This window comes from Flavobacterium sp., assembly GCF_036741995.1.
Taxonomy (GTDB): domain Bacteria; phylum Bacteroidota; class Bacteroidia; order Flavobacteriales; family Flavobacteriaceae; genus Flavobacterium.
The window spans coordinates 22,938-46,702 of record NZ_DAINRG010000001.1 but is presented as its reverse complement, the minus strand read 5'-3'; the positions used below and the strand labels follow the sequence as shown (position 1 = coordinate 46,702).

The 23,765-nt window shown below is 39.8% G+C and carries 20 protein-coding genes; 6 read left to right on the top strand and 14 right to left on the bottom strand.

Annotated elements, in window-relative coordinates; all coding sequences use genetic code 11:
• The first annotated feature begins 18 nt into the window (after positions 1 to 18).
• Genes V7D82_RS00215 through nadD form a run of 3 tightly spaced genes read left to right on the top strand, consistent with a single transcriptional unit; the run spans position 19 to position 2,050 of the window.
• Entirely contained in the window at positions 19 to 879 is an 861-nt protein-coding gene (locus V7D82_RS00215; protein ID WP_333598954.1) for a YicC/YloC family endoribonuclease, read from the top strand.
• Between the two features lie 9 nt (positions 880 to 888).
• Complete coding sequence (gmk, locus tag V7D82_RS00210; RefSeq protein ID WP_333598953.1) at positions 889 to 1,461, top strand: guanylate kinase; 573 nt, start codon at positions 889 to 891, stop codon at positions 1,459 to 1,461.
• Positions 1,462 to 1,468: 7 nt separating this feature from the next.
• A complete protein-coding gene (gene nadD / locus V7D82_RS00205) occupies positions 1,469 to 2,050 on the top strand; it encodes a nicotinate (nicotinamide) nucleotide adenylyltransferase (protein WP_333598952.1) in 582 nt (193 codons plus the stop codon).
• Here the strand turns inward: nadD and V7D82_RS00200 are convergent, their stop codons facing one another.
• From V7D82_RS00200 to V7D82_RS00190, 3 genes are read right to left on the bottom strand one after another with little or no spacing between them, the layout of a single operon-like run.
• A complete protein-coding gene (locus V7D82_RS00200) occupies positions 2,051 to 7,468 on the bottom strand; it encodes an AAA domain-containing protein (protein WP_333598951.1) in 5,418 nt (1,805 codons plus the stop codon). It abuts the gene before it with no gap.
• Positions 7,469 to 7,472: 4 nt separating this feature from the next.
• Positions 7,473 to 8,672 carry a M48 family metalloprotease gene (locus V7D82_RS00195; RefSeq protein ID WP_333598950.1) on the bottom strand — a complete coding sequence of 400 codons (1,200 nt, stop codon included), beginning with the start codon at positions 8,670 to 8,672 and terminating at the stop codon, positions 7,473 to 7,475.
• Between the two features lie 10 nt (positions 8,673 to 8,682).
• Complete coding sequence (locus V7D82_RS00190) at positions 8,683 to 10,224, bottom strand: T9SS type A sorting domain-containing protein (RefSeq protein ID WP_333598949.1); 1,542 nt, start codon at positions 10,222 to 10,224, stop codon at positions 8,683 to 8,685.
• Between the two features lie 223 nt (positions 10,225 to 10,447).
• On the opposite strand from V7D82_RS00190, the gene V7D82_RS00185 reads away from it, so the two are divergent.
• The gene (locus V7D82_RS00185; protein WP_333598948.1) at positions 10,448 to 11,443 is read left to right on the top strand and encodes an NAD(P)H-dependent glycerol-3-phosphate dehydrogenase; all 996 of its coding nucleotides are present in this window, start codon (positions 10,448 to 10,450) and stop codon (positions 11,441 to 11,443) included.
• 2 nt (positions 11,444 to 11,445) lie between these two features.
• On the top strand, positions 11,446 to 11,667 hold the full coding sequence (locus tag V7D82_RS00180) for a hypothetical protein (protein WP_333598947.1): 222 nt from the start codon (positions 11,446 to 11,448) through the stop codon (positions 11,665 to 11,667).
• A 1-nt stretch (position 11,668) separates the two neighbouring features.
• Here the strand turns inward: V7D82_RS00180 and V7D82_RS00175 are convergent, their stop codons facing one another.
• The 11 genes from V7D82_RS00175 to V7D82_RS00125 form a co-directional block, all read right to left on the bottom strand.
• Positions 11,669 to 12,076, bottom strand: a complete 408-nt coding sequence (locus V7D82_RS00175) for a hypothetical protein (RefSeq protein WP_333598946.1) — start codon at positions 12,074 to 12,076, stop codon at positions 11,669 to 11,671.
• Between the two features lie 77 nt (positions 12,077 to 12,153).
• Positions 12,154 to 13,173, bottom strand: coding sequence for a phenylalanine--tRNA ligase subunit alpha (gene pheS / locus V7D82_RS00170; RefSeq protein ID WP_333598945.1), 1,020 nt, complete (start codon positions 13,171 to 13,173; stop codon positions 12,154 to 12,156).
• Positions 13,174 to 13,283: 110 nt separating this feature from the next.
• The gene (locus tag V7D82_RS00165; protein WP_333598944.1) at positions 13,284 to 13,640 is read right to left on the bottom strand and encodes a hypothetical protein; all 357 of its coding nucleotides are present in this window, start codon (positions 13,638 to 13,640) and stop codon (positions 13,284 to 13,286) included.
• Positions 13,641 to 13,732: 92 nt separating this feature from the next.
• Entirely contained in the window at positions 13,733 to 14,476 is a 744-nt protein-coding gene (locus V7D82_RS00160; protein ID WP_333598943.1) for a tetratricopeptide repeat protein, read from the bottom strand.
• Between the two features lie 8 nt (positions 14,477 to 14,484).
• Entirely contained in the window at positions 14,485 to 16,251 is a 1,767-nt protein-coding gene (locus V7D82_RS00155; protein ID WP_333598942.1) for a BatD family protein, read from the bottom strand.
• 26 nt (positions 16,252 to 16,277) lie between these two features.
• Positions 16,278 to 17,027, bottom strand: a complete 750-nt coding sequence (locus tag V7D82_RS00150; RefSeq protein WP_333598941.1) for a tetratricopeptide repeat protein — start codon at positions 17,025 to 17,027, stop codon at positions 16,278 to 16,280.
• Positions 17,028 to 18,065 (bottom strand): vWA domain-containing protein, encoded by a 1,038-nt coding sequence (locus V7D82_RS00145; protein WP_333598940.1) that lies wholly within the window; start codon positions 18,063 to 18,065, stop codon positions 17,028 to 17,030. It lies immediately after the preceding gene.
• Positions 18,066 to 18,070: 5 nt separating this feature from the next.
• Positions 18,071 to 19,072 (bottom strand): vWA domain-containing protein, encoded by a 1,002-nt coding sequence (locus tag V7D82_RS00140; protein ID WP_333598939.1) that lies wholly within the window; start codon positions 19,070 to 19,072, stop codon positions 18,071 to 18,073.
• Positions 19,072 to 20,709, bottom strand: coding sequence for a hypothetical protein (locus tag V7D82_RS00135; protein ID WP_333598938.1), 1,638 nt, complete (start codon positions 20,707 to 20,709; stop codon positions 19,072 to 19,074). The genes V7D82_RS00140 and V7D82_RS00135 overlap by 1 nt, the downstream gene beginning before the upstream one ends.
• A gap of 6 nt (positions 20,710 to 20,715) precedes the next feature.
• Positions 20,716 to 21,582, bottom strand: coding sequence for a DUF58 domain-containing protein (locus tag V7D82_RS00130; protein ID WP_333598937.1), 867 nt, complete (start codon positions 21,580 to 21,582; stop codon positions 20,716 to 20,718).
• A gap of 24 nt (positions 21,583 to 21,606) precedes the next feature.
• Positions 21,607 to 22,611: an AAA family ATPase gene (locus V7D82_RS00125; RefSeq protein ID WP_333598936.1), complete on the bottom strand. Its 1,005-nt coding sequence runs from the start codon at positions 22,609 to 22,611 to the stop codon at positions 21,607 to 21,609.
• Between the two features lie 253 nt (positions 22,612 to 22,864).
• Here V7D82_RS00125 and V7D82_RS00120 point away from each other — a divergent pair, with 253 nt between their 5' ends.
• Positions 22,865 to 23,731, top strand: coding sequence for an aldo/keto reductase (locus V7D82_RS00120; protein WP_333598935.1), 867 nt, complete (start codon positions 22,865 to 22,867; stop codon positions 23,729 to 23,731).
• Positions 23,732 to 23,765 lie beyond the last annotated feature (34 nt).

Sequence of the window (23,765 nt, the reverse complement as noted above, 5' to 3'; positions counted from 1 at the left end):
GAACATTTTTGACCACTTATGATACAATCGATGACCGGTTTTGGGAAAGCAAGTTTGCAATTACCGACCAAAAAAATTACCGTAGAAATCAAGTCGCTTAACAGCAAAGGATTGGATTTGAACACACGCATGCCTTCTGTTTTCAGGGAAATGGAATTGGGATTGCGCAACCAGCTTTCGCAACGATTAGAGCGCGGGAAGATTGATTTTTCCTTATACGTTGAGGTTACCGGAGAAGAAACGTCATCCAAAATAAATGTGCCGATTGTCAAAGGCTACATCAACCAAATGAAAGTGGTAATTCCGAATGCGGATGAAACCGAATTGATGAAAATGGCCGTTCGTATGCCAGATGCTTTAAAAACCGAGCGCGACGAAATTGATGAAAACGAATGGAAGAAAATCCAAACGGTAATTGACGAAGCCTTGGAAAACATGGTGCAGTTCCGAAAAGACGAGGGCGTGTCGTTAGAAAAAGAATTTTTACACCGAATTGCCAATATCATGACGTTGATGAACAATGCCGTGGCCTATGATGCAGAGCGTGTAGAAACCGTAAAAACCCGATTGAGAACAGCGCTGGATGAATTAAAAGCCAATGTAGATGAAAACCGTTTCGAACAGGAATTGATTTTCTATCTCGAAAAATATGACATCACCGAAGAAAAAGTGCGTTTGGAAAATCATTTAAACTATTTCATCGAAACGCTTGCCGGCACTGAAGCCAACGGAAGAAAGCTTGGTTTTATCACGCAGGAAATGGGAAGGGAAATCAACACCATGGGTTCTAAATCGAACCATTCTGAAATGCAGAAGCTGGTCGTGATGATGAAAGACGAACTGGAGAAAATCAAAGAACAGGTATTGAACGTATTGTAGATTATAACAATGAACAAAGGAAAATTATTAGTATTCTCGGCGCCATCCGGTTCGGGAAAAACCACCATAGTAAGGCATTTATTAGCACAACCCGAGTTGAATCTGGAGTTCTCCATTTCGGCAGCCACACGCGAACCACGAGGCGAAGAAGTCAACGGAAAAGATTACTATTTCATCTCTATAGAAGCATTCAAAAAACACATCAAAGCGGAGGATTTTATCGAATGGGAAGAAGTGTACCGCGATAATTTTTATGGCACACTGAAAAGCGAAGTAGAACGCATTTGGGCCAAAGGAAAAAATGTGATTTTTGATATTGACGTGGCCGGAGGCTTGCGAATCAAGCATAAATTTCCGGAAGAAACCTTAGCTGTTTTTGTAAAACCACCAAGCGTGGATGAATTGAAACGAAGATTAAAAGAACGCTCTACCGAAACCGACGATAAAATCAACATGCGCATCGCCAAAGCACACGTAGAACTAGCTACTGCTCCTCAATTTGACACAATCATTAAAAATTATGATTTAGATGTGGCCAAAGCGGAAGCTTACGAATTGGTAGCAGCATTCATTAAAAGTTAGGAAGCCAATGAAAATCGGATTGTATTTCGGCACCTTCAACCCTATTCACGTGGGGCATTTGATTATTGCCAATCATTTGGCCGAGCACACCGATTTGGAACAAATTTGGATGGTCGTTACACCACACAATCCGCTGAAACAAAAGAATACTTTGCTCGATGATTACCATCGCCTGCATTTAGTGCGATTGGCTACCGAAGACTATCCGAAAATCAAACCGTCTGATATTGAATTTAAATTGCCACAACCGAATTATACGGTAACTACTTTGGCCCATTTAATTGAAAAATACCCGCAACATGAGTTTTCTTTAATCATGGGCGAAGACAATCTGAAGTCTTTTCACAAGTGGAAAAACTACGAGTACATTCTGCAACATCACGACATTTATATTTATCCACGCGTTTCGGAAGAAGCCGAAAACCTGGAGTTTAAAGACCATCCGCGCATTCACATCGTTGACGCACCCATAGTGGAAATCTCTTCTACATTCATTCGGGAGAATATCAAAAACAAAAAAAATATTCGCCCGCTATTGCCGCACAACGTTTGGGAATATGTAGATCACAACAATTTTTATAAAAAGTAATCAGTTCAATTTATAGCCTCGGGCTAATTTTTGTCTGATCAGGCTTTCCATTTCCCGCGTTGCCGTTGCATCGGTATCAAATGATTTTATAAGCTTTTGGCCTTTGGTTCCAATTCGGCCATATTGAATCACCAGTTCAGTACCTACCACAGAAGCTTCCCAAAACTTATTGCTGCCATTTTCGGTATTTGTCAATTGGATTGCATTCGGATTTGAACTTATGCTTTCTGTTATTTCTTCTGATCTATTTTCAACTTCAGGTTCTTCAATTGGGACAGGCGCCGTTTTTTCAATAACTGTTTTTTCGAAAAAAGGTTCGTTATTCAAGGCGCTTTTCAGCATTTTCAAGACTCGGTTTTGATTGTCAATCCAATCTTTGGTATAAATTTGACAGAGCTTCCAGCCGTTGTGTTTTAAGAGTTCAGGCTTTAAAAAGTATTGTTCCAAAACATCGTCATTGCCGTAATGATTGTCGTCATCAATGCTTATTCCCAAAACAAACTCAACATCATCCGCTGATTTTTTAACACCAAGACTGCATTTGAAACTACTTTGTCCGATGTTTTCCGTCACGAAATAACCAAGCTTTTCCAGCTCGATTTTAACCGCAATAGCTGTTGGCGAAGGCGTAACTTCAAGCAAAGCATTCGAAATGCTGTTCAGGACATTGTTAGCCGCTTCCAGGTTTCCAAGACTTACCAATTCGGCGTATTGAAGGTATTTTCTAAAATAATTGGCCCCATCGTTATACTCATTTTTGATGTCGGTATATTTGATGGAACTAACCACGCACATGCTTTTCTTGGCTCTTGAAAACAAAACATTCAAGCGTTTTTCACCGCCTCGTTTGTTTATCGGCCCAAAGTTCATCAGCATTTTTCCTCTCGGATCATAGCCATAACAGGTACTCATGATAATAATATCGCGTTCATCACCCTGCACGTTTTCCAGGTTTTTGACAAATAAGCCAACAAATTGATTGTCTTCAATGCGTTTGTATTCTTCTTCCAATAGATTTTCAAAAACTTTATCGGCCACGCACAAATCCTGAAGTGCCATTTCTATTTCATTCTGTTGCTCCATCGAAAAAGCCACTATGCCGATGCTGTAGCCATTGTTTTCAAAAAGCAATGTCTTTGTTAGCTCCGCAATGTATTTTGCTTCTAAAACGTTGCTACGGGCTTCGTAAACTCCTTTGGCAACATAATGATAGGAAATAGGTTTTTCATAAATGTGCTTGCTGTTGGCAACAGCATTGGTTTCGTTTTCGACTAAAATTTCACCCGATTGGTTTTGGTGGTCTTTTACATCCGGAATGGTTAACAACTGGTTGTTGTAAAACGAAGCATTCGAGAATCCAATTAAGGCTTCATGCTTGCTTCGGTAATGCCAACCCAGCATTATAGACGGAAACTTGCGCGCACCCTGAGTTAAAAAACTGTCGGCATCAATGGTAAACGATTCGTTTTCGGCACCGGCTTCAAACCATAAATCGTCTTCATTTCCGGAAGCGCTGCCAAAGAAATTACTCGGCGGCATCTGCATTTCATCGCCCACAATAATCGTTTGCTTGGCTCTGTAAATAGGCGGCAATCCTTCTTCTAACGTAATTTGACTGGCTTCATCAAAAATCACCACATCAAAGTAATTTTCATCCAAAGGCAAGGTGTCAGAAACGCTCAACGGGCTCATCAGCCAAATCGGTTTTAATTCGCGAATGATTTTCCCCGAATCGGAAGTTGATAATTCCCGAATGGATTTATAGCGCATCGATTTCCCGAATTCATTTTCCAGAATTTTGCGTCCTTCAAAAATGGATTTCTTTTCCAATTTAGCCGCTTCGCCCATTCCGGCCACGGATAAATCTGATTTTTTGAGGATTTCAGCAAAAGCGTTTTGCTGTTTTTGGATGATGTATTTTCCGTTTAGGGCTAAAAGCTCTTTGTTTAATAAGCCAATTTTTTGAATCGTGTGGTGCAGCAAATCCAAATTGAATTTCTGATGATTAAAATGAGCCGCATAATAGTTTTGCAGCGTTTTTTCGGCCAGTAATTTTTGCAGTTTATCCAATGAAACCGGCTCTTTTCTCAGTAAGGAAATAATAGAACCGTTCATTCCTGCCAAACCTTCAAACTGATTAGCATACAACTGGAAATAGTGCTGATTCTCGATTATTTTTTTGATTTTTTCATCCAATTGCAGCAACGACAAATCCTCAAATTGTACCAAGTAGGTTTTTAAGGTTGTGTTCAGTTGCTCTCCCAGCGAATCTATTTTTCTGATTTCATCAAAAACATCTTGATTCTGGTTGTTTAAAAACGATAAAATTTCAGAATCAATAGTCTCGTGCAGGGTTTTTAAATTGATTTTTATAAACGGAATTTCGCCTAAATTGTATTTCTTTTTGATGCGGATTTCCAGCTCATTTTTAGCATTCAACAACTCGTGTTGCTGCAATACATTTTTAATGACCAAGCTCAATTTAGGTTTGATGGTATGTTTGGAAATGTCATACAATCGTATAATTTGAGTTCGGACATTTTTGTAATTTCCGTTTAAAAACTTAAAGAAACTGTCTTCGCTTTTTTCCAGCACCGGCAAGGCATTTTGCGCATCGATTTCTGAAATTTTTTCACTCCAATACGGATATTGTTTTTCCAGTTTGTTTATCTCGGTGGTATATTTTTCCAATTGCTGCAATTCATCGTCCAAGGCAGCAATGGCCGTTTTTTTATCGGTTAAAATGGCTTCCTGATGGTTTTCATAAAACGGAATAGCTTGACGGCATTTGTTCAAAAAGAGCTGTACCTTTTGAAACTCAGAATCTGCATTTACCAAAAACCCGGCAGTATCCAGAATTTCAGTCAAATCGTCTATTTTGTCATTGAGTGCTTGCAAATTGGCCAAAATTTCGGCAACATTGGTAAGCTGACTTAAAGCGGTAACCGAAAAATATTTGAAAGGATGCTGACTTAAATATTCGTTTTTATTAGTCTCTAAATTAATTTGATACAAGGCATTCAACTTTTCGTTGTAAACTTCCCAATCATGATAACCGGCTCTTTCATCAATAGCGATTAGCTCGGCTGGCGAAACGATTTCGGTATTAAACACCAAAATTTCCAGAATGTCTTTAATAGAACTGCCCGAATTGTTGCTTTTGAATTTCATAAACTGATGAAACTCATTCAGGATGCCAATCTCGGTTTCTAAGGCAAGGGCAATGGCATCGCGTTCTTTTTGGGTAGCTTCAAATGTTTTTTTGGCTTTGGAAAAGGTTTCGTAAGTGCCTTTTAAGTTTAAAACAAACTCTTTCTTATCCGATTGCGAATCGTGAATTAAGCAGCACAATTCGTCCAATCCCTGATTTTTTAATCGATAAAAAACAACATCCAAAGCCGCTCTCTTTTCACACACAAACAGCACTTTCTTGCCATTGGCCACAAAATTGGCCACTAAGTTGGCGATAGTTTGCGACTTTCCGGTTCCGGGTGGCCCCTGAATAATATAATTTTCACCGGCTTCCGACAGCAGCACCGCTTTGTTTTGCGTTGGATCAGAAGCCACCACGTTATACGTTTTGGTAAACGCATTGACGCCATTGGTTTCCGATTTGAATTCGCGTTGGGACAGGTCGGCAAATAAATGGTTGAAGACTTGGCTTTTCAATTCGTTTTCAATCACAAAATTATAGTCGCGAACCAAAGACATTTTCTTGTAATTGAAATTGCCAATGACCATGTTGCAAGTATCGAATTCCCAAGTAAACGGGTTGACATTGCCTTCATCTATGGTGTAAAATTCGCGGTCAATGGTTTTGTTTTCGTGGAATTGTTTGGGTTTTAATTTGATGTCGCTATCAATCAAAAACTCAAGACTCGAAGCTTCCTCTTCGACATATTGCTTGAACAATTGCAAACCAAAAGGCTGAAAATCATCCTGCGAATACGAGTACGCTATATTTTTAATATCGGCAACGGCTTTCCGTTTGCTGTTGCGTTTGTTAAACTGATTTAAAGTGCTTTGCGCCTGTGTGTGAATCAGTTTTATTCGGGGTTTATCAATGTTTTCAAGGGTTATGCCCGAATTGTTGCTTTCGATTTGGTGTTTCAAAAGCGCAAAAACATCTGCAATACTGGTTTCCGAAAGCTGAATGGTTTCCGGCAATCGGATGCCATACAATTCCTTTAGCATATTAGACAAGATCGGATTTATTTCGACTTCATCTTCGACAAAATCAATCGTAAATTGGTCTTTTACGCCTTTCTTTTTCGTTAAAGTAATAGGCGTTAAAAGCAACGGCGTTTCAATTTTTTCGGTGGCATTTTCTTTGGTATTGTACCAATTTAAAAAACACAACACCAACTTCAACTGGCTAAAACCATACTCATTGATGTCTTTGTTGGACTCTAATCGTATTTTATCTAAGGTCGGATTGATATAAGGATTGTCCTCAAACCGCAGATATTTGTTAAGCGAAATGGAGCTGTTATTGCTTATTTTTTTGGAGATTTCCTGATTCCAGTAAAACAAAGAATTGGGATCAATATTTTTATAGTTTAGTACCTGCGGCACCGAAGCTATGGTAAGATTCAAAAATTTTAAATTGGGTTTGTAGTACAGCAATCGGTTTCGGCGGCTGTTATCAAATAAGCGGTTTCGCAGCTTTTCGTGAATGAATTGCTGTTTGCTGGTTTTCTTCGATGGAATAATTTTCGAAATATCATACTCCGTTTCCGGATTGTATTCGCGATAGTTTTTGAGCTTTTCGATGATTTCATCTAGGTCTTTCCAACGCTTTTTTCTATCGAGTTCGGTCATTCCAAAGATGATATTGGCAATAGCCGGATGAATTTTCGGATTGACAAAAACCATGCTTTTGCGATGGGCTACAAATTCATTCAAATCGTCAAGATCAGTAAAATCAAGGTTTAACGCCTGACTTGCCAAAATCATTCCCAAAATATAGACATCCGTCAACGGATCATGATGGTTCAATGCCAATTCAAAACAACCGTAATCTTTCAAATACATTGGTTTTGAAACGACTTCAGTAGCTTCATTTTGAACCAGAGAATCATAAAATTCCTCAGTGGTGTTTTCTTCGTCTATCGCCACTTTTTTAAACACTTCCTCACTAATGGTAAAGGTTTTGCTCTGATTTGAAAAGAAATGAGAAAAGCGCGAAGCATTATTTTGGCTTGAAAATCCTTCCGGACTGATGTTTAATTTTTCATCTTCAACAAATAGGGTTTCCAGGTTTTCTAAACTGGCCACTTTGCCCAAATGGTGTATTTTGGCCACCGTTTGCAACAGCGGAAGCATGATGGCCACCACATCGTCGTTGGCAAAAAGGCCTTTGTCAAAATGCGAATCCAGAAAAGTATAAAATGCAGTGTCTTTTATTGGTGTGTTCATAATCTTAATAGCTACTTTCTGATTCCGATTCTAAAATTTGATTCAAGGCGGTGGTGCATTTTTTACAAAAATCTTTCAAGGATTTTTCGGTAAGTTTGAGTTCTTTTTTGAGAATGACTTTTAGAAATGATTCCAGTTCTAACTGCTCGGCAACATCCAAAGCATGGCCAATAGCCGTTTCCTTGATGTCAGCATCACACATGGCAAAATCGAACAACACATAGGCGTAATAATTTTTCAGATTGTCTTTGCTGTTATTGATTTTTGCTTTAAAATCAGCATCTGCCAGCAATTCCCGATTCGGATTGTACTGGGCAAAATATTGTTTGTAGAGCACCAAATTGTGTTCGGATTGCATCCATTTGGGTTTGGTGAAAAGGTCAATCAGGTTTTTGGTTAAGCCGTAAACTTCTTTTTTGCTGAAAATGGTCAGCAACTGCAAATCGAGTTTGCCTTTGACGATTTGTTCTGTTTTGGCTATGTTTTCTTCATTGTAAGTGCTTAAAAGTGCTAACGATTTGGCACGAATAAAAATTTCAGGATGTGATTCGCCCGAAGAACCGGCTTCAATTCTTTCCAAAATTTCATCGGCTTGTTTGAGATAACTTTCCCCGGAAACTTTTTCTAAACCGGTTTCGATTTTTACTAAAGTGGTGATTACGGTTTCCAGGTTTTCAGTAACTTTTAAAGCGCCATAATCACAATACAACTCGGTAAACAATTGAAAAATCCGGGCCGTTTCATGGTAAAACAATTCGCTTTTATAATCGTTGGCAATGGCATTTATGATGCGGTTGGTTATTTCAAAATCGCCGTTTTCAATAGCATTTAAATGAATGTGACTTAATTCATGTCCAAACAAAGCCAAGAGTTCATCAGCGTTCAAAAGTTTTAGGATAGAGCCGGAAAGGATTAAGTGCGCTTCATTTTCAAAAGCCACTATAGCGCCATTATTGTGATCCACTTGTTGCGATTGATACAGCGTAACCGGAAGCGAAAGATTTAGTTTTTCTTTTGCTTTTTCTAAAATAGCATACCATTCGGCCTCGGTTTCCGGGTCAATTCGGTAAGCATTTTTGAGCAAATCGGTTTTAAAACTTTCAATTTGTTCTTTTTGAATATTTTTATCAGAAAACCAGGACCAGGTTTTGGTTTGTTTTTTAAAATAATCTCTTAATTGGTATTGAAATGGAAATGGCTTCAAAATGTAATTTTTATTGTTTTAAAATTGTAACGGTCTTTACTGAATTGCCAACGGTTGTTTTTACCAGATACGAACCTTTTGTTAAATGCGAAAGATTTATATTTTCCTGAGAAGACAGATTGCTTTTTGTGATGATTTCCTGTCCAAGAAGATTCGAGATTTTAATTTCCGCAATAGCTGTCGGAGCTTTAATCGTCAAGATGTCCTTTGCCGGATTGGGATAAACTTCAATAGTGGTTGTGTTGAAATTTGGCAATCCAAGTCCGCTAACGGTAATGTTAATCACGAAGGATCCAGCACCATCCGGATTGCTGGCCGTAACGGTAAAATCGGTGGCCGCCATGGCGGTGGTTGGCGTTCCGCTGATGACTCCGGTGGCCTTATCCAAGGTTAGACCCTCCGGTAAATTCGGAGAAACTGTATAACCGTATTCGTTTATTTTCCGAATTTTGTTGTTGGCATAATCACAAACATAAACAATCTGAGTTCCGTCAACGGCCACGCCGGTTGGTGTATTGAATTCAGCGCTATCAGCCGGGCCATCGGTTGCGCCTGCTGTTCCGGTTCCGGCAAAAGTGGTTACGTTTCCAGCGGTATCAATTTTTCGGATTTTATTGTTTTCTTCGTCCGTTACAAACAAGTTATTGTTGGCATCCACAGCTACAATTGCCGGATAATAGAAACTGGCGTTGGTTCCCAATCCATCTGCGGAACCAATACTACCAGTTCCTGCCCAAGTAGTAACATTGCCCGAAGTATCAATTTTTCTGATTTTATTGTTGTAATAATCGGCCACAAAAACGTTTCCGAAACTGTCTAAACAAACACCGGTCGGTCCATTGAATTGGGCCGTAGCAACATCACCTTCCGCCGAACCCGCTGTGCCGATTCCTGCAAAAGTAGAAACGGTTCCATCGGGCGTGATTTTCCGGATTTTGTTATTACCGTATTCAGCGATGTATAAATTGTCATACGCATCAATGGCCATTCCGGCCGGATAGTAAAAACTTGCGGTGAGTCCCGGACCATTAGCAGAACCAATAGTCCCGGTTCCGGCAAAGGTTGAAACGGTTCCGTCAGGCGCAATTTTCCGAATTTTATGATTGCTTTGATCAGAGATAAACACATTGTTTTGTGAATCACAAACAGCGCCGTCAGGAAAGTGAAAATTTGCCATATACCATGGTCCGTCAGTGGAACCAATAGCACCCGAACCTGCAAAAGTAGTAACATCTCCATTGGGAGTTATTTTCCTGATTTTGTTATTCATTCGGTCTACCACAAAAATATTTCCAAGATGATCTAAGGCAACCACTGTCGGCAGATTAAAACTTGCTGCTGTTCCGTTGCCATTTCCGCCACCGGTAAATCCGGAACCGGCAAAGGACGAAACAATTCTTCCGTAAACGACAGCTCCTCCGCTAGTGGTAGGTGTTAAGTCGGGAATCGCATCTCCCGCATTGAAAACAAGGGGAGTTGTGTAACTAATAGTAGGCGGTTGGGCGTGAACCAAGCTTGCAGTCAGCAAAAGGCAAATCAACGTTTTAGTCATGTCTTTGAAGTATTTACAACAAATGTAAATTAAAAAACAAAACCGCTCAAGAAATTCATCTCAAACGGTTTTATACCACAATTTTTAACCTAACCCAATTTTTATATTTTATTATTAACCAAGATTTATGCCAAAATTTACTTTTGTTCTTTTTATTCTTTCAAAAAGCGAATCATATCTGCTAAAATGAGTATTTTTGAGAGGTAAATAAATTTTTTAATTCATGAATAAATCTCCAAAATTTGCAGTGATTGGTGGCGGAAGTTGGGCCACGGCCATTGCAAAAATGCTTTGCGTTAATCTTTCCGAAATTGCTTGGTATATGCGAAATGAATCGGCGATTGAACATATCAAAGCGCACAAGCACAATCCAAATTATTTGAGTTCTGTTGAGTTTGATACCACTAAATTAAAACTTACCAGCGATATTAATGAAGCTGTGGCTTATGCGGATTATATCATTTTTGCAATTCCGTCGGCTTTCTTAAGTTCGGAATTGGAAAAATTAACCGAAAGCCTGAAAGACAAAGTTATTTTTTCTGCGATAAAAGGAATTGTTCCCGAAACATTCCTGATTGTGGGCGAACATTTTCACAACCAATTTGATATTCCATACGATAATATCGGAGTGATTACCGGTCCGTGTCATGCGGAAGAAGTAGCGTTGGAAAGACTTTCCTATCTTACGATTGCTTGCGGCGATTCGGATAAAGCTAAAATTGTGGCTACTGTTTTGGCCGGAAATTATATCAAAACCAAAATTTCAGACGACATCATCGGAACAGAATATGCGGCGATGCTGAAAAACATTTACGCTATTGCTGCCGGAATTGCGCATGGTTTGGGCTATGGCGACAACTTCCAATCGGTGATTATGAGCAATGCCATCCGCGAGATGAAAAAGTTTATCCGCAAAGTGCATAAAATGAAACGGAACATCAACAATTCGGCTTACCTGGGCGATTTATTGGTAACGGGGTATTCGGTATTTTCAAGAAATCGTATGTTTGGAAACATGATAGGGAAAGGTTATACCGTGAAGTCTGCTATGATGGAGATGAGCATGGTGGCTGAAGGCTATTATGCCGTGAAAAGTGCTTACAAATTAAATCAGGAATACAAAGCCAAAACGCCTATCATTGATGCTGTGTATGAGATTTTGTATGAAGGCAAAGAAGCCAAAAAAGTATTCAAAAAACTAACCGAAAAATTAGATTAAGCATGAGTGAAAGATGGAAATTTCAACTGAAAGTGGGGATCTTTTGGGGACTCTTTATGATAGTCTTTATGACTTTAATGGATTGGAAAGAAAAACCAATCCTAACCGAAGTTACTTTGCCAAAGTTTTATGTAAAATTGGCTATTTACTTGCTGGTCGGGATTTTTGGTTTGGGTTATTTCAATTGGAAAGAAAAGGAAAAACAAGAGAAAAAGAATCAATAGTCTATCTCACAATCACGCCGTCCACAAACAATATCGGTACTTCTTCCACATAATCCGGTGTGATGGATTGGGCTTTGAAGATGAATTTCTTGTCGTATAAAGTGCTTCCGATAAAGTAAGTCACCATAAACTCGTTGTTCAAACGCAAGACGTTGTTTTCAATCATTTCTATTTTCACTACAGAAACCGCCGGCACTTGCAGGAAGGCGTGGCGTAAGAGCGCCGTTTTTTTCATTTCCCCATCCAGAGTGCCAAAAGCATTGGAAACCACCATTACGCCGTCTAAATCATAGTCAGAATCGTTAATGAGATAAACATACCAAACCTTTTCCATAAACTCATCGCTCCATTCCTGAACGGCGGCAAGGAAAACATTTTCTACGGTTGGGATGGTGATATCGGATTTCATGGTTTTAGTAAAAAGAGATTAGAGATAAGGGATAAGAAATTAGCGTTTGACTTTTTCCTTATCCCTTTCAACTTATTTTAAATACTCGACTTGAACTGCTCTAAGAAACGAACGTCGTTTTCGTAAAACATTCGGATGTCGCCGATTTGGTATAATAACATGGCAATACGCTCAATGCCCATTCCAAAAGCGAAACCATTGTATTCTTCGGGATTGATGCCACAGTTTTTCAAAACGTTAGGATCTACCATTCCGCAACCCATGATTTCCAGCCAGCCGGTTCCTTTGGTGATGCGGTAATCGGTTTCCGTTTTCAAGCCCCAGTAAATATCTACCTCAGCACTTGGCTCAGTAAATGGGAAATAACTCGGGCGCAAACGGATTTTAGATTTGCCAAACATTTCTTTGGTGAAATATAATAGGGTTTGCTTTAAGTCGGCAAACGATACATCTTTGTCAATATACAAACCTTCCACTTGGTGGAAAATACAGTGCGAACGCGACGAAACAGCCTCGTTTCTAAAAACTCTTCCCGGAGAAATGGTTCGGATTGGCGGCTTGTTGTTTTCCATGTATCTAACCTGTACCGATGAGGTGTGAGTGCGCAACAATACATCCGGATTGGTTTGGATGAAAAACGTATCCTGCATGTCTCTCGCCGGATGGTATTCCGGAAGGTTTAATGCAGTGAAATTATGCCAGTCGTCTTCTATTTCCGGACCTTCAGACACGTTGAATCCGATGGTAGAGAAGATATCGATGATTTGATTTTTTACTAACGAAATAGGATGACGCGACCCAATAGTTAAAGGCTCGGCAGGACGCGATAAATCGCCGTAAACCCCAACACTTTCCACCTTGCTCTCAAGGGCATCTTGTATGGTTTTTACTTTGTCTTCGCAAGTAGTTTTAAGCGTATTGATGACTTGTCCAAATTCCTTTTTTTGGTCGTTGGGCACGTTTTTGAATTCGGCAAACAAATCTTTTAGCAAGCCTTTGCTTCCTAAATATTTGATACGGAATTGTTCTAAAGTTTCCTTATTGTCGGTTTGAAACGCATCGGCTTCGGCAATATATTCTTTAATCTTATCTATCATCGTTCTTGCAATAAAGGCGCAAATTTAAGGTTTTTTAGTTGAAAGTAGACAGTCTCAGTCTCAGTTTTCAGTAAAAACAAACTGCCTACTGTGACTGCGACTGAAAACTATTAGTCAATCACTTCTCTTTCTATAAAATAATTCACAATCGCTTCTTTCATCAAAACGGATTGTTCTCCGGCTTTCAGCGGCGGTAATTCTTCTTTGACTTTGTAATGCGGCCAGCCCTCTTTATCCACATAATCAAATTCATAGAAACCATAAGGCTCCAACAATCGACAAATGGCGATGTGCATCAGGTTGAGTTTCTCGTCTTTTTTGAAAGTTTGGTGCACTTTTCCCAATTCCTGCACTCCGATTAAATATATGATAGCGTCCAAATCCAGCACATCTCCTTCCGCAAATTGATTGGAAAGAAGGGCAACGACTTTGTCCCAGCGGTTTTTTAATTGTTCGTCTCTTGACACGTAAATTTTAGATTTTAGATTTTAAGTACTAGATGCAATACTCAAATCGTAATTAGGTTGGCAAAGATACTACTTGAAATGCTTAAAGTTTACTATTTAATTTCCTTAATGGCACTTTCTTCAATCCAACCGGTGGTTTCGTCAGTGAGTTCGACTTTTTTCCAGTTGGCAATGCTTTCTAAGATGTACACTTTTGTTCCTTCGTGCAATACAAACGCATCAGCGCTTGTGGCTTTAGGTTCGCTTTTTACCGAAGCGATTTCGGCAAAAACAATGGCCGGTTTTTCGCTATCCATGCGGTTTTTTTCATAAAATCCGGAAGCTGCACTCAGACAAATGCCAAGTATCCAAAGAAACATTCCAAAAAAGAAGATACGTTTCAGCAAGGTTTTATGCGAAAAATAATAGCCCACAAAAAACAACAAAAACAGGAAGGCAAACCCAACGGCAATCCAAGCCCAAGTGTCGTAATAATAGTTCGAAGTAAAGTCGGATAGCAACTTGCTGAAACCTACTTTCGGAATCACTTTGATGTCGTCAATGGCCATTTTTCGGGCAAATTCCAGGTTGGTTTTGATTTCAGTATCATTCGGACTCAACAATAATGCTTTCTCATAATTGTAAACCGCCGGTGCCACTTTGTGTAATTTGTAATAGCAATTGCCCAAATTGAAATACACTTCAGCCGATTGTTTGCCGGAGTTTGTAATGCTTTCAAAACTCGAAATCGCCGCCTGGTAGTTTTCTTTTTGATAGTATTGGTTGCCTTGTTCAAAAGCAGTTTGCGCCCATGAAATTTGCGAAAGGAACAACAATAAAAAAAGTATCTTCTTCATGATTCTCGTTATTTAAGTTGTTTTTCTAATGCTGAAATAATGATTACCGCTTTGTCATAATCCTGCTGAATGACTGTTTCCGAAGCCGGTGCATAACGGGCAAATTCACAGTTTTCTGTCAATTGGATGAATTCCGAAATCGTATTGGTTTCGGCACTTCTGGTGTGGAGAATTTCGGCAATTTTATCTTTGCTCATTTCCGAAGTTTCGATGTGCAATTTGGCTTTCAGGAAATTGTGCAGCGCTTTTTCCAAAGCAATGTAAAACGGTTCTTTGTTGCCCAAATGCTGTTTCGCTTCCGATAAATATTTCTTAGCCAAAGCATTTGATTTTTTGATTTTGTTACCAACGACATCATTGTCTGAAGCCTCTTTTCTTCGTTTCCCGATAATCAATAACGGAATTGCCAAAAATGGCAGCATCACTAAAGAATAGAACAAACCGGAACCTAAGAAATCGTCTTTTTGCATCGGCTGCAGTTTGGTTTCCTGCTTGTTATAAGCAAAAGTTTTGGCCACTTCTATTTTGGTTTTAGCCACCTCATTCGGATTGACTTTTTCTGAACTCGCTACCGTTGGCCCATCCAAAACAGTGATGGTTATCGGCTGGGAAGCAAGGGTTTTATAACTGTTGGAACCCAAATCGAAATACGTAAAACGCAACGGTTTGATTTGATAATTGCCTTTGTATTGCGGAATGATGGTGTATTTGTCGGCAATTTTTCCGGTCATTCCGGTTAAAGGCGTGGTTACATTTTCATCGTGTACCGGATCGTACATTTCTAAAGCTGATGGCAATACCGGTTTTGGCAACGTAAACAATTTTAAGTTTCCGGTTCCGGCTACGCTTACATTTAAATCTAACGATTCGCCGCTTTTCAAAGTAGTTTTGGATGGTGTAACTTTAAAATCAAAACGACCCACAGCTCCCGAAAAATCTTCCGGTTTTCCGGCTTCCGGCAATGGTCTTACGGTGATGACTTTGCTTCCGGCAGAAACGCGTTTGCTGTCTTCGGTCATGAGTGGTTGTCCCCAAAAGTTTCTTCGGCTGGTGGGTACTTGACAGTCAATATCCAGCGAAAGCGGTTCGATTTCCAGTTTCCCTGATTTTTGTGGATAAAGCACTGTTTTTCGCAATACTACATACCGAAAACGCTCGCCTTTGAACATACCGTCTTGTGCCACGAGTTGTTTGATGTCAATATTCTGGCTCCAAAAATCATTGTATTTCGGCTTGTTTAATTCTTTCCAATTCGTAATCCCGATGTTGTAACTGAAATACAATTTATAAACCACCGTAATCGGTTCGTTGAGATAAGGATTGGTTTTTGAAATATCGGCCACTAAGTACAAATTATCGTCAGCGCTGATGGCTGGCATCTCGTTGGGATCTTTCGGAATCTCTACAGCATTCGTCACATTGATTCTAATCGGGGAAGTTTTGTAAACCTGGCCGTTGATTTCAATAGAAGCCTGTTTGATGGTCAGTGCGCCTTTTTGCGTTGGCAATAAAATGTAGATATACGACTTGTTGAACGAGCTTTTGCCGTTAATCCAGGATTGACTTACGGACTGACTCGGGCCGCCAACCACTCTGAAACCAGAGGATTCAAAACTTGGTGGCTGAAAATTATCGCCATCGGCGTTCATGGTAAATTCAATGCGGAGGCGTTCGTTGATCCCCAACGAATTTTTGCTCACTTTGGCTTCAAATTGTACTTGAGCCCAAAGCGAACTTCCGAATGTTAGCAGCAGTAAAACAATTACTTTTTTCATGACTTCATTTTCAAATTGTTTAACAATTACCAATCTTTTTCTGCTTTTTTAGGATTGGTTTGTACTTTTTGTTTGTTGACTTTATCCTGAACTTTTTTCTCCTCATTATTCACGGCATCCAACAAATTCTCTAACCGTTGTTTGGAAATGCCACCCGGTTGTGGTTGTGGTTTTCCCTGATTTGGGTCTTTTTGATCTTTCTGATCTTTATCGTTTTTGCCGTCTTTTTTGTCTTGGTTTTTTTGATCTTTATTCTTGTCCTTGTCTTTGTCTTTCGGATCTTTTTTATCGTCCTTTTTGTTATTGCCTTTGTCTTTGTTCTTGTTGCCGTCCTTTTTTGGCGGATTGTTTTTCAGATACAATTTGGCCAAAGCATAATTATAACGCGTTTCCTCGTCGGACGGATTGTTGCGCAAGGCATTCTTATAAGCTTCTACAGCATTCGAATAATCTTTCTCTTTCATCAAAGCATTTCCTAAATTGTGAAACGCCTGGTGTTTTTCTGCGCGTGTTTTGGCATTTTTCAACGCTTTGACATAATGATAACTCGCTTCTGCCGATTGATTTTGGCGGTAAACGGAATTTCCTAAGTTATACGAAGCAATCGCTTTCTTAGGATGCTTCGATTCCGAAATTCGGTAGTCCGCTTCGGCATCGGTGTATTTTTTTTCGACAAAAGAATCGTTTCCTTTGGGCAAATCTTTATCCTTTTCCTTTTCTTGGGCTTTTGCCAAAAAAGAAATCAGAACCAAACTATATAAAAGCAACTTTTTCATTTATTCTTTTTCGTTAAATAAATTCATCTTTTTCACCCATCTCGTTCTTTTCTCCAACAAGAAAACATCTAAGAACAACAAGAAAAAGCCAAACCCTAAAAACCATTGAAACTGCGATTTGAAGTCAGCCATTTGCGTACTTTCAAATTCGGTTTTCTGAATGTTGTCTAAAGCATTTTTCACATAATCCAACACCGCTTTGGTCGAATCGCCGTCAACATAACCGCCACCGGTGGCTTTGGCAATGTTTTTCAAAACCTCAGCATCTCTTTTCGTGATAACCACTTCGCCGTTATTGTCTCGTTTAAAACTTTCTACCACGCCGTTTTCCTTTAACGGAATGGGACCGCCTTTTTCGGTTCCTACACCAACGGTGATGATTTTGATGCCGGCCTTTTTAGCTTCTTCGGCAGCATCAACCGCTTCATTCGAATGGTCTTCACCATCCGTGATGATGATCAGCAATTTGTTGGTTTTATCTTTTTTGTCCACGAAAGTGGTGGCTAAATTAATCGCTTGGTCAATCGAAGTTCCTTGTGCCGAAATAATTCCGGGATTCATACCTTGCAGGAACATTTTGGCCACACTGTAATCAGTTGTAATCGGCAATACCGGGAAAGCGCTTCCGGAATACGCGATGATTCCGATGCGGTCGTTGCCCAAATTGTTGATGATTTGTGAAACGAGTTGCTTGCTTTTTTCCAAACGACTTGGCGCAACGTCTTCGGCCAGCATACTTTTGGAAACGTCAATGGCAAAAACAATGTCGATGCCTTCGCGTTTTACGGTTTCCATTTTGGTGCCGATTTTCGGATTCACTAGGCCAATGATTAAACAAGTCAGCGCTAACAGTATTACCACCAATTTCAACACCGGTTTAAAAACGGATTTCTCCGGACTTAGTTTTTTGATTAAATCCAAATCACCAAACTCGCGTTGTTTTTTTCTTTTCCAGAATTGAATATACAAGAAAAGTAGCGCCATCACGGGAATGATGCCCAAACAATACAAATACCATTTTTCTTCTAACTCGTACATACTTTTTATATAAAACTTCTGTAAATCGTGTTTCGCAATCCAAATTCTATCAGCACCAAAAGACAGGCAATCCAAACAAACGGTCTGTATTTTTCGTCATAATCATAGAATTTTAGTTCTTGGATTTCGGTGGTTTCCAGCTTGTTGATTTCGCTGTAAATTGCTTCCAGTTTGCTATTACTGTTGGCGCGGAAATATTTACCGCCCGTATTTCGGGCAATAGCCTGTAGCAAAGTCACATCAATTTCCACCGGCATCATTCGGAACAAAAAGCCACCGTTTGGCGCATAAGCGTATGGGAACATCGCATCGCCATTGGTTCCGATACCTATTGTATATACTTTGATTCCGTATTCTTTGGCAATTTGCGAAGCCGTTTCCGGCTCGATAAATCCGGCGTTGTTCACACCATCGGTCATCAAAATGATTACTTTGCTTTTGGCTTTGCTGTCTTTCAAACGATTCACGGCGGTGGTCAATCCCATCCCGATTCCGGTTCCGTCTTGCAATACATTGTCGTATCGGATGCTTCGGATAGCGTCCTGCACAATGGCTTTGTCGCTGGTCACGGGTGTTTTCGTATACGCTTCGGAAGCATAGACTACGATTCCGATTCGGTCATTGGGTCTTCCCTGCACAAAGTTGGTAGCCACTCTTTTCAGGGCTTCCATACGATTGGGTTTCAAATCTTTGGCCAACATACTTCCCGAAACGTCAATTGCCATCACAATGTCGATTCCTTTGGTGGATTTGGTTTGGCTGCTGATGTCTACTTTTCGCGGTCGCGCCATCGCTATAATCAAAGAACTTAAGGCTAATAATCGCAATACAAATAGGAACGGTTTTAATTTGGCTAATAAAGATTTTTGCGCTTTAAAGCCTTTTACCGAACTTATTTTCAAGGTAGCGACTTGCTGTTTTCTTTTCCAGATTTGCCATACAATAGCCGCCGGAAGTAGTAAAAACAACCAGAAAAATTCAGGATTTAAAAAACTCACTTCTTTCATTACTGTGCTGTTGTTTGTAATTCTACCGAGTTCAGCATTCTTTCGGCAATTTGTTGTCCGTATTTGTCGTCTTCTCTATGCAATATCAAGATTGTTTGCAAACCACCATTTTGGCTGAAAAGCAATAACTCGTAATACATTTTGGTCGATTTGCCTTTTATTTTATCGATAACCGTCATCGTTCCATAGGCTTTTTTGCCGGTAATGCCTTTTTGTGTATCAAAATCTTCTGTTTTCACGATGATGTTTTGAGCACCTTGGGCTTCCATGATGTTCAGATAATTTTCGGCAGTTTTATCCAAATCCATTTTCATTTCCTGTTTGTAGGTCACCGTCGAAACCGTGATGTAGAAATCTTCCAGGATGCTTCCGTAGCCAAACATTTGCATGTCTTTAATCAATGCCGCAGCGTCTTTTGGCAACGATTTTGAGGCATCCATTCTTTTCAGCACTTTGGGTGTTTCCACTTTTACGCCCGGATTTCCGTATTCGCTGTACACCCATTCGCCTTCGACTAAATCTTTGGTCGGATGCCCGAGAATATTATCTCTCAAATATTCTGTTCCTTTGAAATAAGCCACGCCTAAAACAAAAATCAGCAACATTCCCACCACGATTCCGATGGTTGTGATGATTCTGACGCGTTTTTGTTTTTTCAGTTTTTGCAAACGGGCCAATTCTTTTTGCTGTTCGTTCCAAAGAGCCAATTCATCGTTTTCTTCGACTACTTCCGGAATTGATTTGTGAATGGTTACGATGGAACTCGAGATACGTTTTTTATCTTCTTCGATTTCAAAATCGAGCGGTTTTACTTTGGCAAATTTCACCAAATCGGCTTGTTTTAAAACCTTTTCCAGATTCTCAACCGTTTCGTTGGAGAGTTTCAGTTTCTTTTGCTTGGCGGCTTTTCGCAATCCTTCAATCAGTTCCGAAGTGGTGCTTTCCATCGCCGGAATGTGAATTTCTTCTTCAATATAATTCCGCGCAATGTCTGTCAATTCCGAATAATAGTTTTTGATTTCGCCTTTTTGCCAAAGCTCTTTGGATTCCAATTGCAACAATAAAGTTGTGGCTTTTTCGATAGGCGATTTGAAAACGATTTCTTCTACTTTGGGCTGGTTCTGTCTTTTTTTGATGAATTTGTAAATGAAAAATCCAAGAACGCCAATCGCCAAAAGAATCAAAAGATAAATCCACCAAGTACCCAGCGGACTTTCGGCTTGTGCAATGTCTTTGATGTCGTACATTTTTTGCTTCAGCGTATCAACTTTCACATCGTTCACCTCCACTTTGATGCTGTCCGAAAAGACCGGTTTGCCATTGATTAAAACCGGAATTCTAGGAATGACATATTTCCCGGAATCGAATTGGGTTAGGCCGTATTTTTTGATTAATTCATAGCGGGCACCATTTTTAACCGTATCAACTTTATAGGATTGAATCACTTCCAAAGCCCCGAAATTCTTGGCTTCCGGGAATTTTACTTTGGATAAGGTATCGACATCCGTTTTCAAAGTCAGTTTGAATTCGGCACCGATTTTGTTTTTAGTCACGTTCACAGAAGTGGTTACCTTTTTCGTTTGAGCGAAAACAGCCATCGACAGTAAGCATAAAAACAGAACAAATTTACTTTTCATGATTTCTTATCTCGATTTAAAATAACCCAATAATTTGGTAACATAACTTTCGTCAACGCGAGTATTCACGGTTCCTGAACCGCATTTGGAAAAGATATCTTTGAAGTAATTTACTTTGTCCTGGTATTGTTTTTCGTAACTCAAACGCGCTTTTTTGGAACCCGTATTGACGACTAAAATTTCGCCGGTTTCAGCATCTTCCATTTCCACCATGCCAATGTTTGGCATTTTGGCTTCGCGGATGTCGTACACGCGGACACCGGTGATGTCGTGTTTCTTTCCGGCAATCTTCAACGTTTTTTCGTAATCGTCTTCCACCATAAAATCAGAAATAACGAAAACAATGGCTTTCTTTTTCTGAGTTCCCGACAGGAATTTCAGGGCTTGCGACAAATCCGTCTTTTTGCTTTTCGGTTGGAATTCAATCAGTTCGCGAATGATGCGCAGCACGTGTGATTTTCCTTTTTTGGGCGGAATGTATAATTCGATTTGGTCGGAGAATAAAATCAAACCAATTTTATCATTGTTTTGTGTGGCCGAAAATGCCATGGTGGCAGCAATCTCGGTAACAATTTCGCTTTTCAGTTGGTTTTGCGTACCAAAATTTTCCGAACCCGAAATATCCACCATCAGCATCATGGTCAGTTCGCGTTCTTCTTCAAAAACTTTGACATACGGTTCGTTGTAGCGCGCAGTCACATTCCAGTCGATGGCACGAATATCATCGCCAAACTGGTACTGACGCACTTCCGAAAAGGTCATCCCACGGCCTTTGAACGACGTGTGGTATTCGCCCGAGAAGATATGATCACTCAATCTTCGGGTTTTGATTTCGATTTTACGAACTTTTTTGAGTAAGTCTTTTGTTTCCATTTCGCAAACAGTTATGAGTTTCTACTAAGGAACTTCGATTTCGTTTACGATTTTGTTGATGATGTCCACCGAGGTGATGTTTTCCGCTTCCGCTTCGTAAGTAACACCGATTCTGTGGCGCAATACATCATGTACTACGGCGCGAACATCTTCCGGAATTACATAACCACGACGTTTGATGAAAGCGTAACATTTGGCAGCAGTAGCCAGATTGATACTTCCACGAGGCGATGCTCCGAAACCGATAAGCGGTTTTAAACTTTCTAATTTATATTTCTCTGGATAACGAGTAGCAAAGATGATATCCAGGATGTATTTCTCGATTTTTTCGTCCATGTACACTTCACGAACGGCTTCTTGTGCTTTTAGAATTTGCTCAACCGTAACTACGGCATTTACTTTTTCATTGGCACCTTTGAGGTTTTGGCGAATTACCAGGCGCTCTTCATCCATTTTCGGATAATCGATAACGGTTTTTAGCATGAAACGATCCACCTGAGCTTCCGGTAAAGGATAAGTTCCTTCCTGTTCAATCGGATTTTGTGTGGCTAAAACCAAAAACGGTCTTTCCAGTTTGAAAGTAGTATCGCCAATGGTCACTTGTTTTTCCTGCATCGCTTCCAGCAAAGCGGATTGTACTTTGGCCGGCGCACGGTTTATCTCATCGGCTAAAACGAAATTGGCGAAAATTGGTCCTTTTTTTATCGAAAACTCGTTAGCCTTAATATTGTAAATCATGGTTCCTACTACATCGGCAGGAAGCAAATCCGGCGTGAACTGAATACGACTGAAACTTCCGTGAACGGCTTGCGACAAGGTGTTTATCGCTAAGGTTTTTGCCAAACCCGGCACTCCTTCCAAAAGAATATGTCCTTGTCCTAAAAGTCCAATTAACAATCGCTCTACCATGTGCTTTTGTCCTACGATGACCTTGTTCATTTCCATGGTCAGTAAGTCAATAAAAGCGCTTTCTCTTTCAATTTTTTCATTAATTGCTCTGATATCTAAAGCAGTACCATTTTCTTCCATAATTATCTTTTTATTCTACTATGTGACAGTTATAATTTTAACATTTCAAAAGTGAAAATTTAATCCCATCCGAGATGTTAATAATGCGTTAAAACTTTACAAAACATCCCAATTTTAAGGATGATTTATGATTTTCTTTTTATAATTTTAAGACCGAATCTGTTTTAGCATTTTTTGGGAAGCAAAATAATAAAATTTTCAAAAAACGCAAAAATCAGAAAACCGACTTTAAACACATCTTAACAATCATAAAATGCAAACAAAACTTTCACCGATTATTGCCGGAACCATGAACTGGGGCATTTGGGATAAAAACCTCAATACATCCGAAATGGAGCATCTGATACATCTTTGTATCGAAAATCAAATCACCACTTTTGACCATGCCGATATTTATGGCGATTACACCACCGAAGCCGCTTTTGGCAAGGCTTTTGGCCAAAGTAACATCGATAGAAAAAGTCTGCAGCTGATTTCGAAATGCGGGATTCAGCATGTGAAAGGAAGGACTAATAAAATCAAGCATTACGATTATTCCAAAGACTATATCATCTGGTCGGTTGAGAATTCGTTGAAAAATCTCCAAACCGATTATCTGGATGTCTTGCTGCTGCACCGTCCGAGTCCTTTGATGGTGGCGGATGAAATTGCGGAAGCGGTGGCTAAATTAAAACAAGAAGGCAAGATTATTGACTTTGGCGTTTCCAATTTTACGGCTTCGCAAACCGAATTGATTCGACAAAAAACGGAAATCAGTTATAACCAGGTGCAGTTTTCGGCCACACATCATGAGGCGATGCTCGACGGCAGTTTTGATTACATGCAATTGCATGGCATTCGTCCTATGAGCTGGAATCCGCTGGGAACCGTTTTCAGAGAAGACATTGAACAAACGAGAAGGCTGAAAAAATTATTGGCACAATTGGTAGATAAATATCATTTGGGCGCCGACACTATTTTGTTAGCGTGGATTTTAAAACATCCGGCTCAAGTGATTCCGGTGGCAGGTACGGTAAATATTGCCCGAATTCAAGCCTTACAGAAAGCCGCAGCATTACAACTGGAACAAGAAGACTGGTTTGCGATTTGGACCGAAAGCATGGGGAATAAAGTGCCATAAAAAGCTCACAGTCTCGGTCACAGTTTACAGTTGT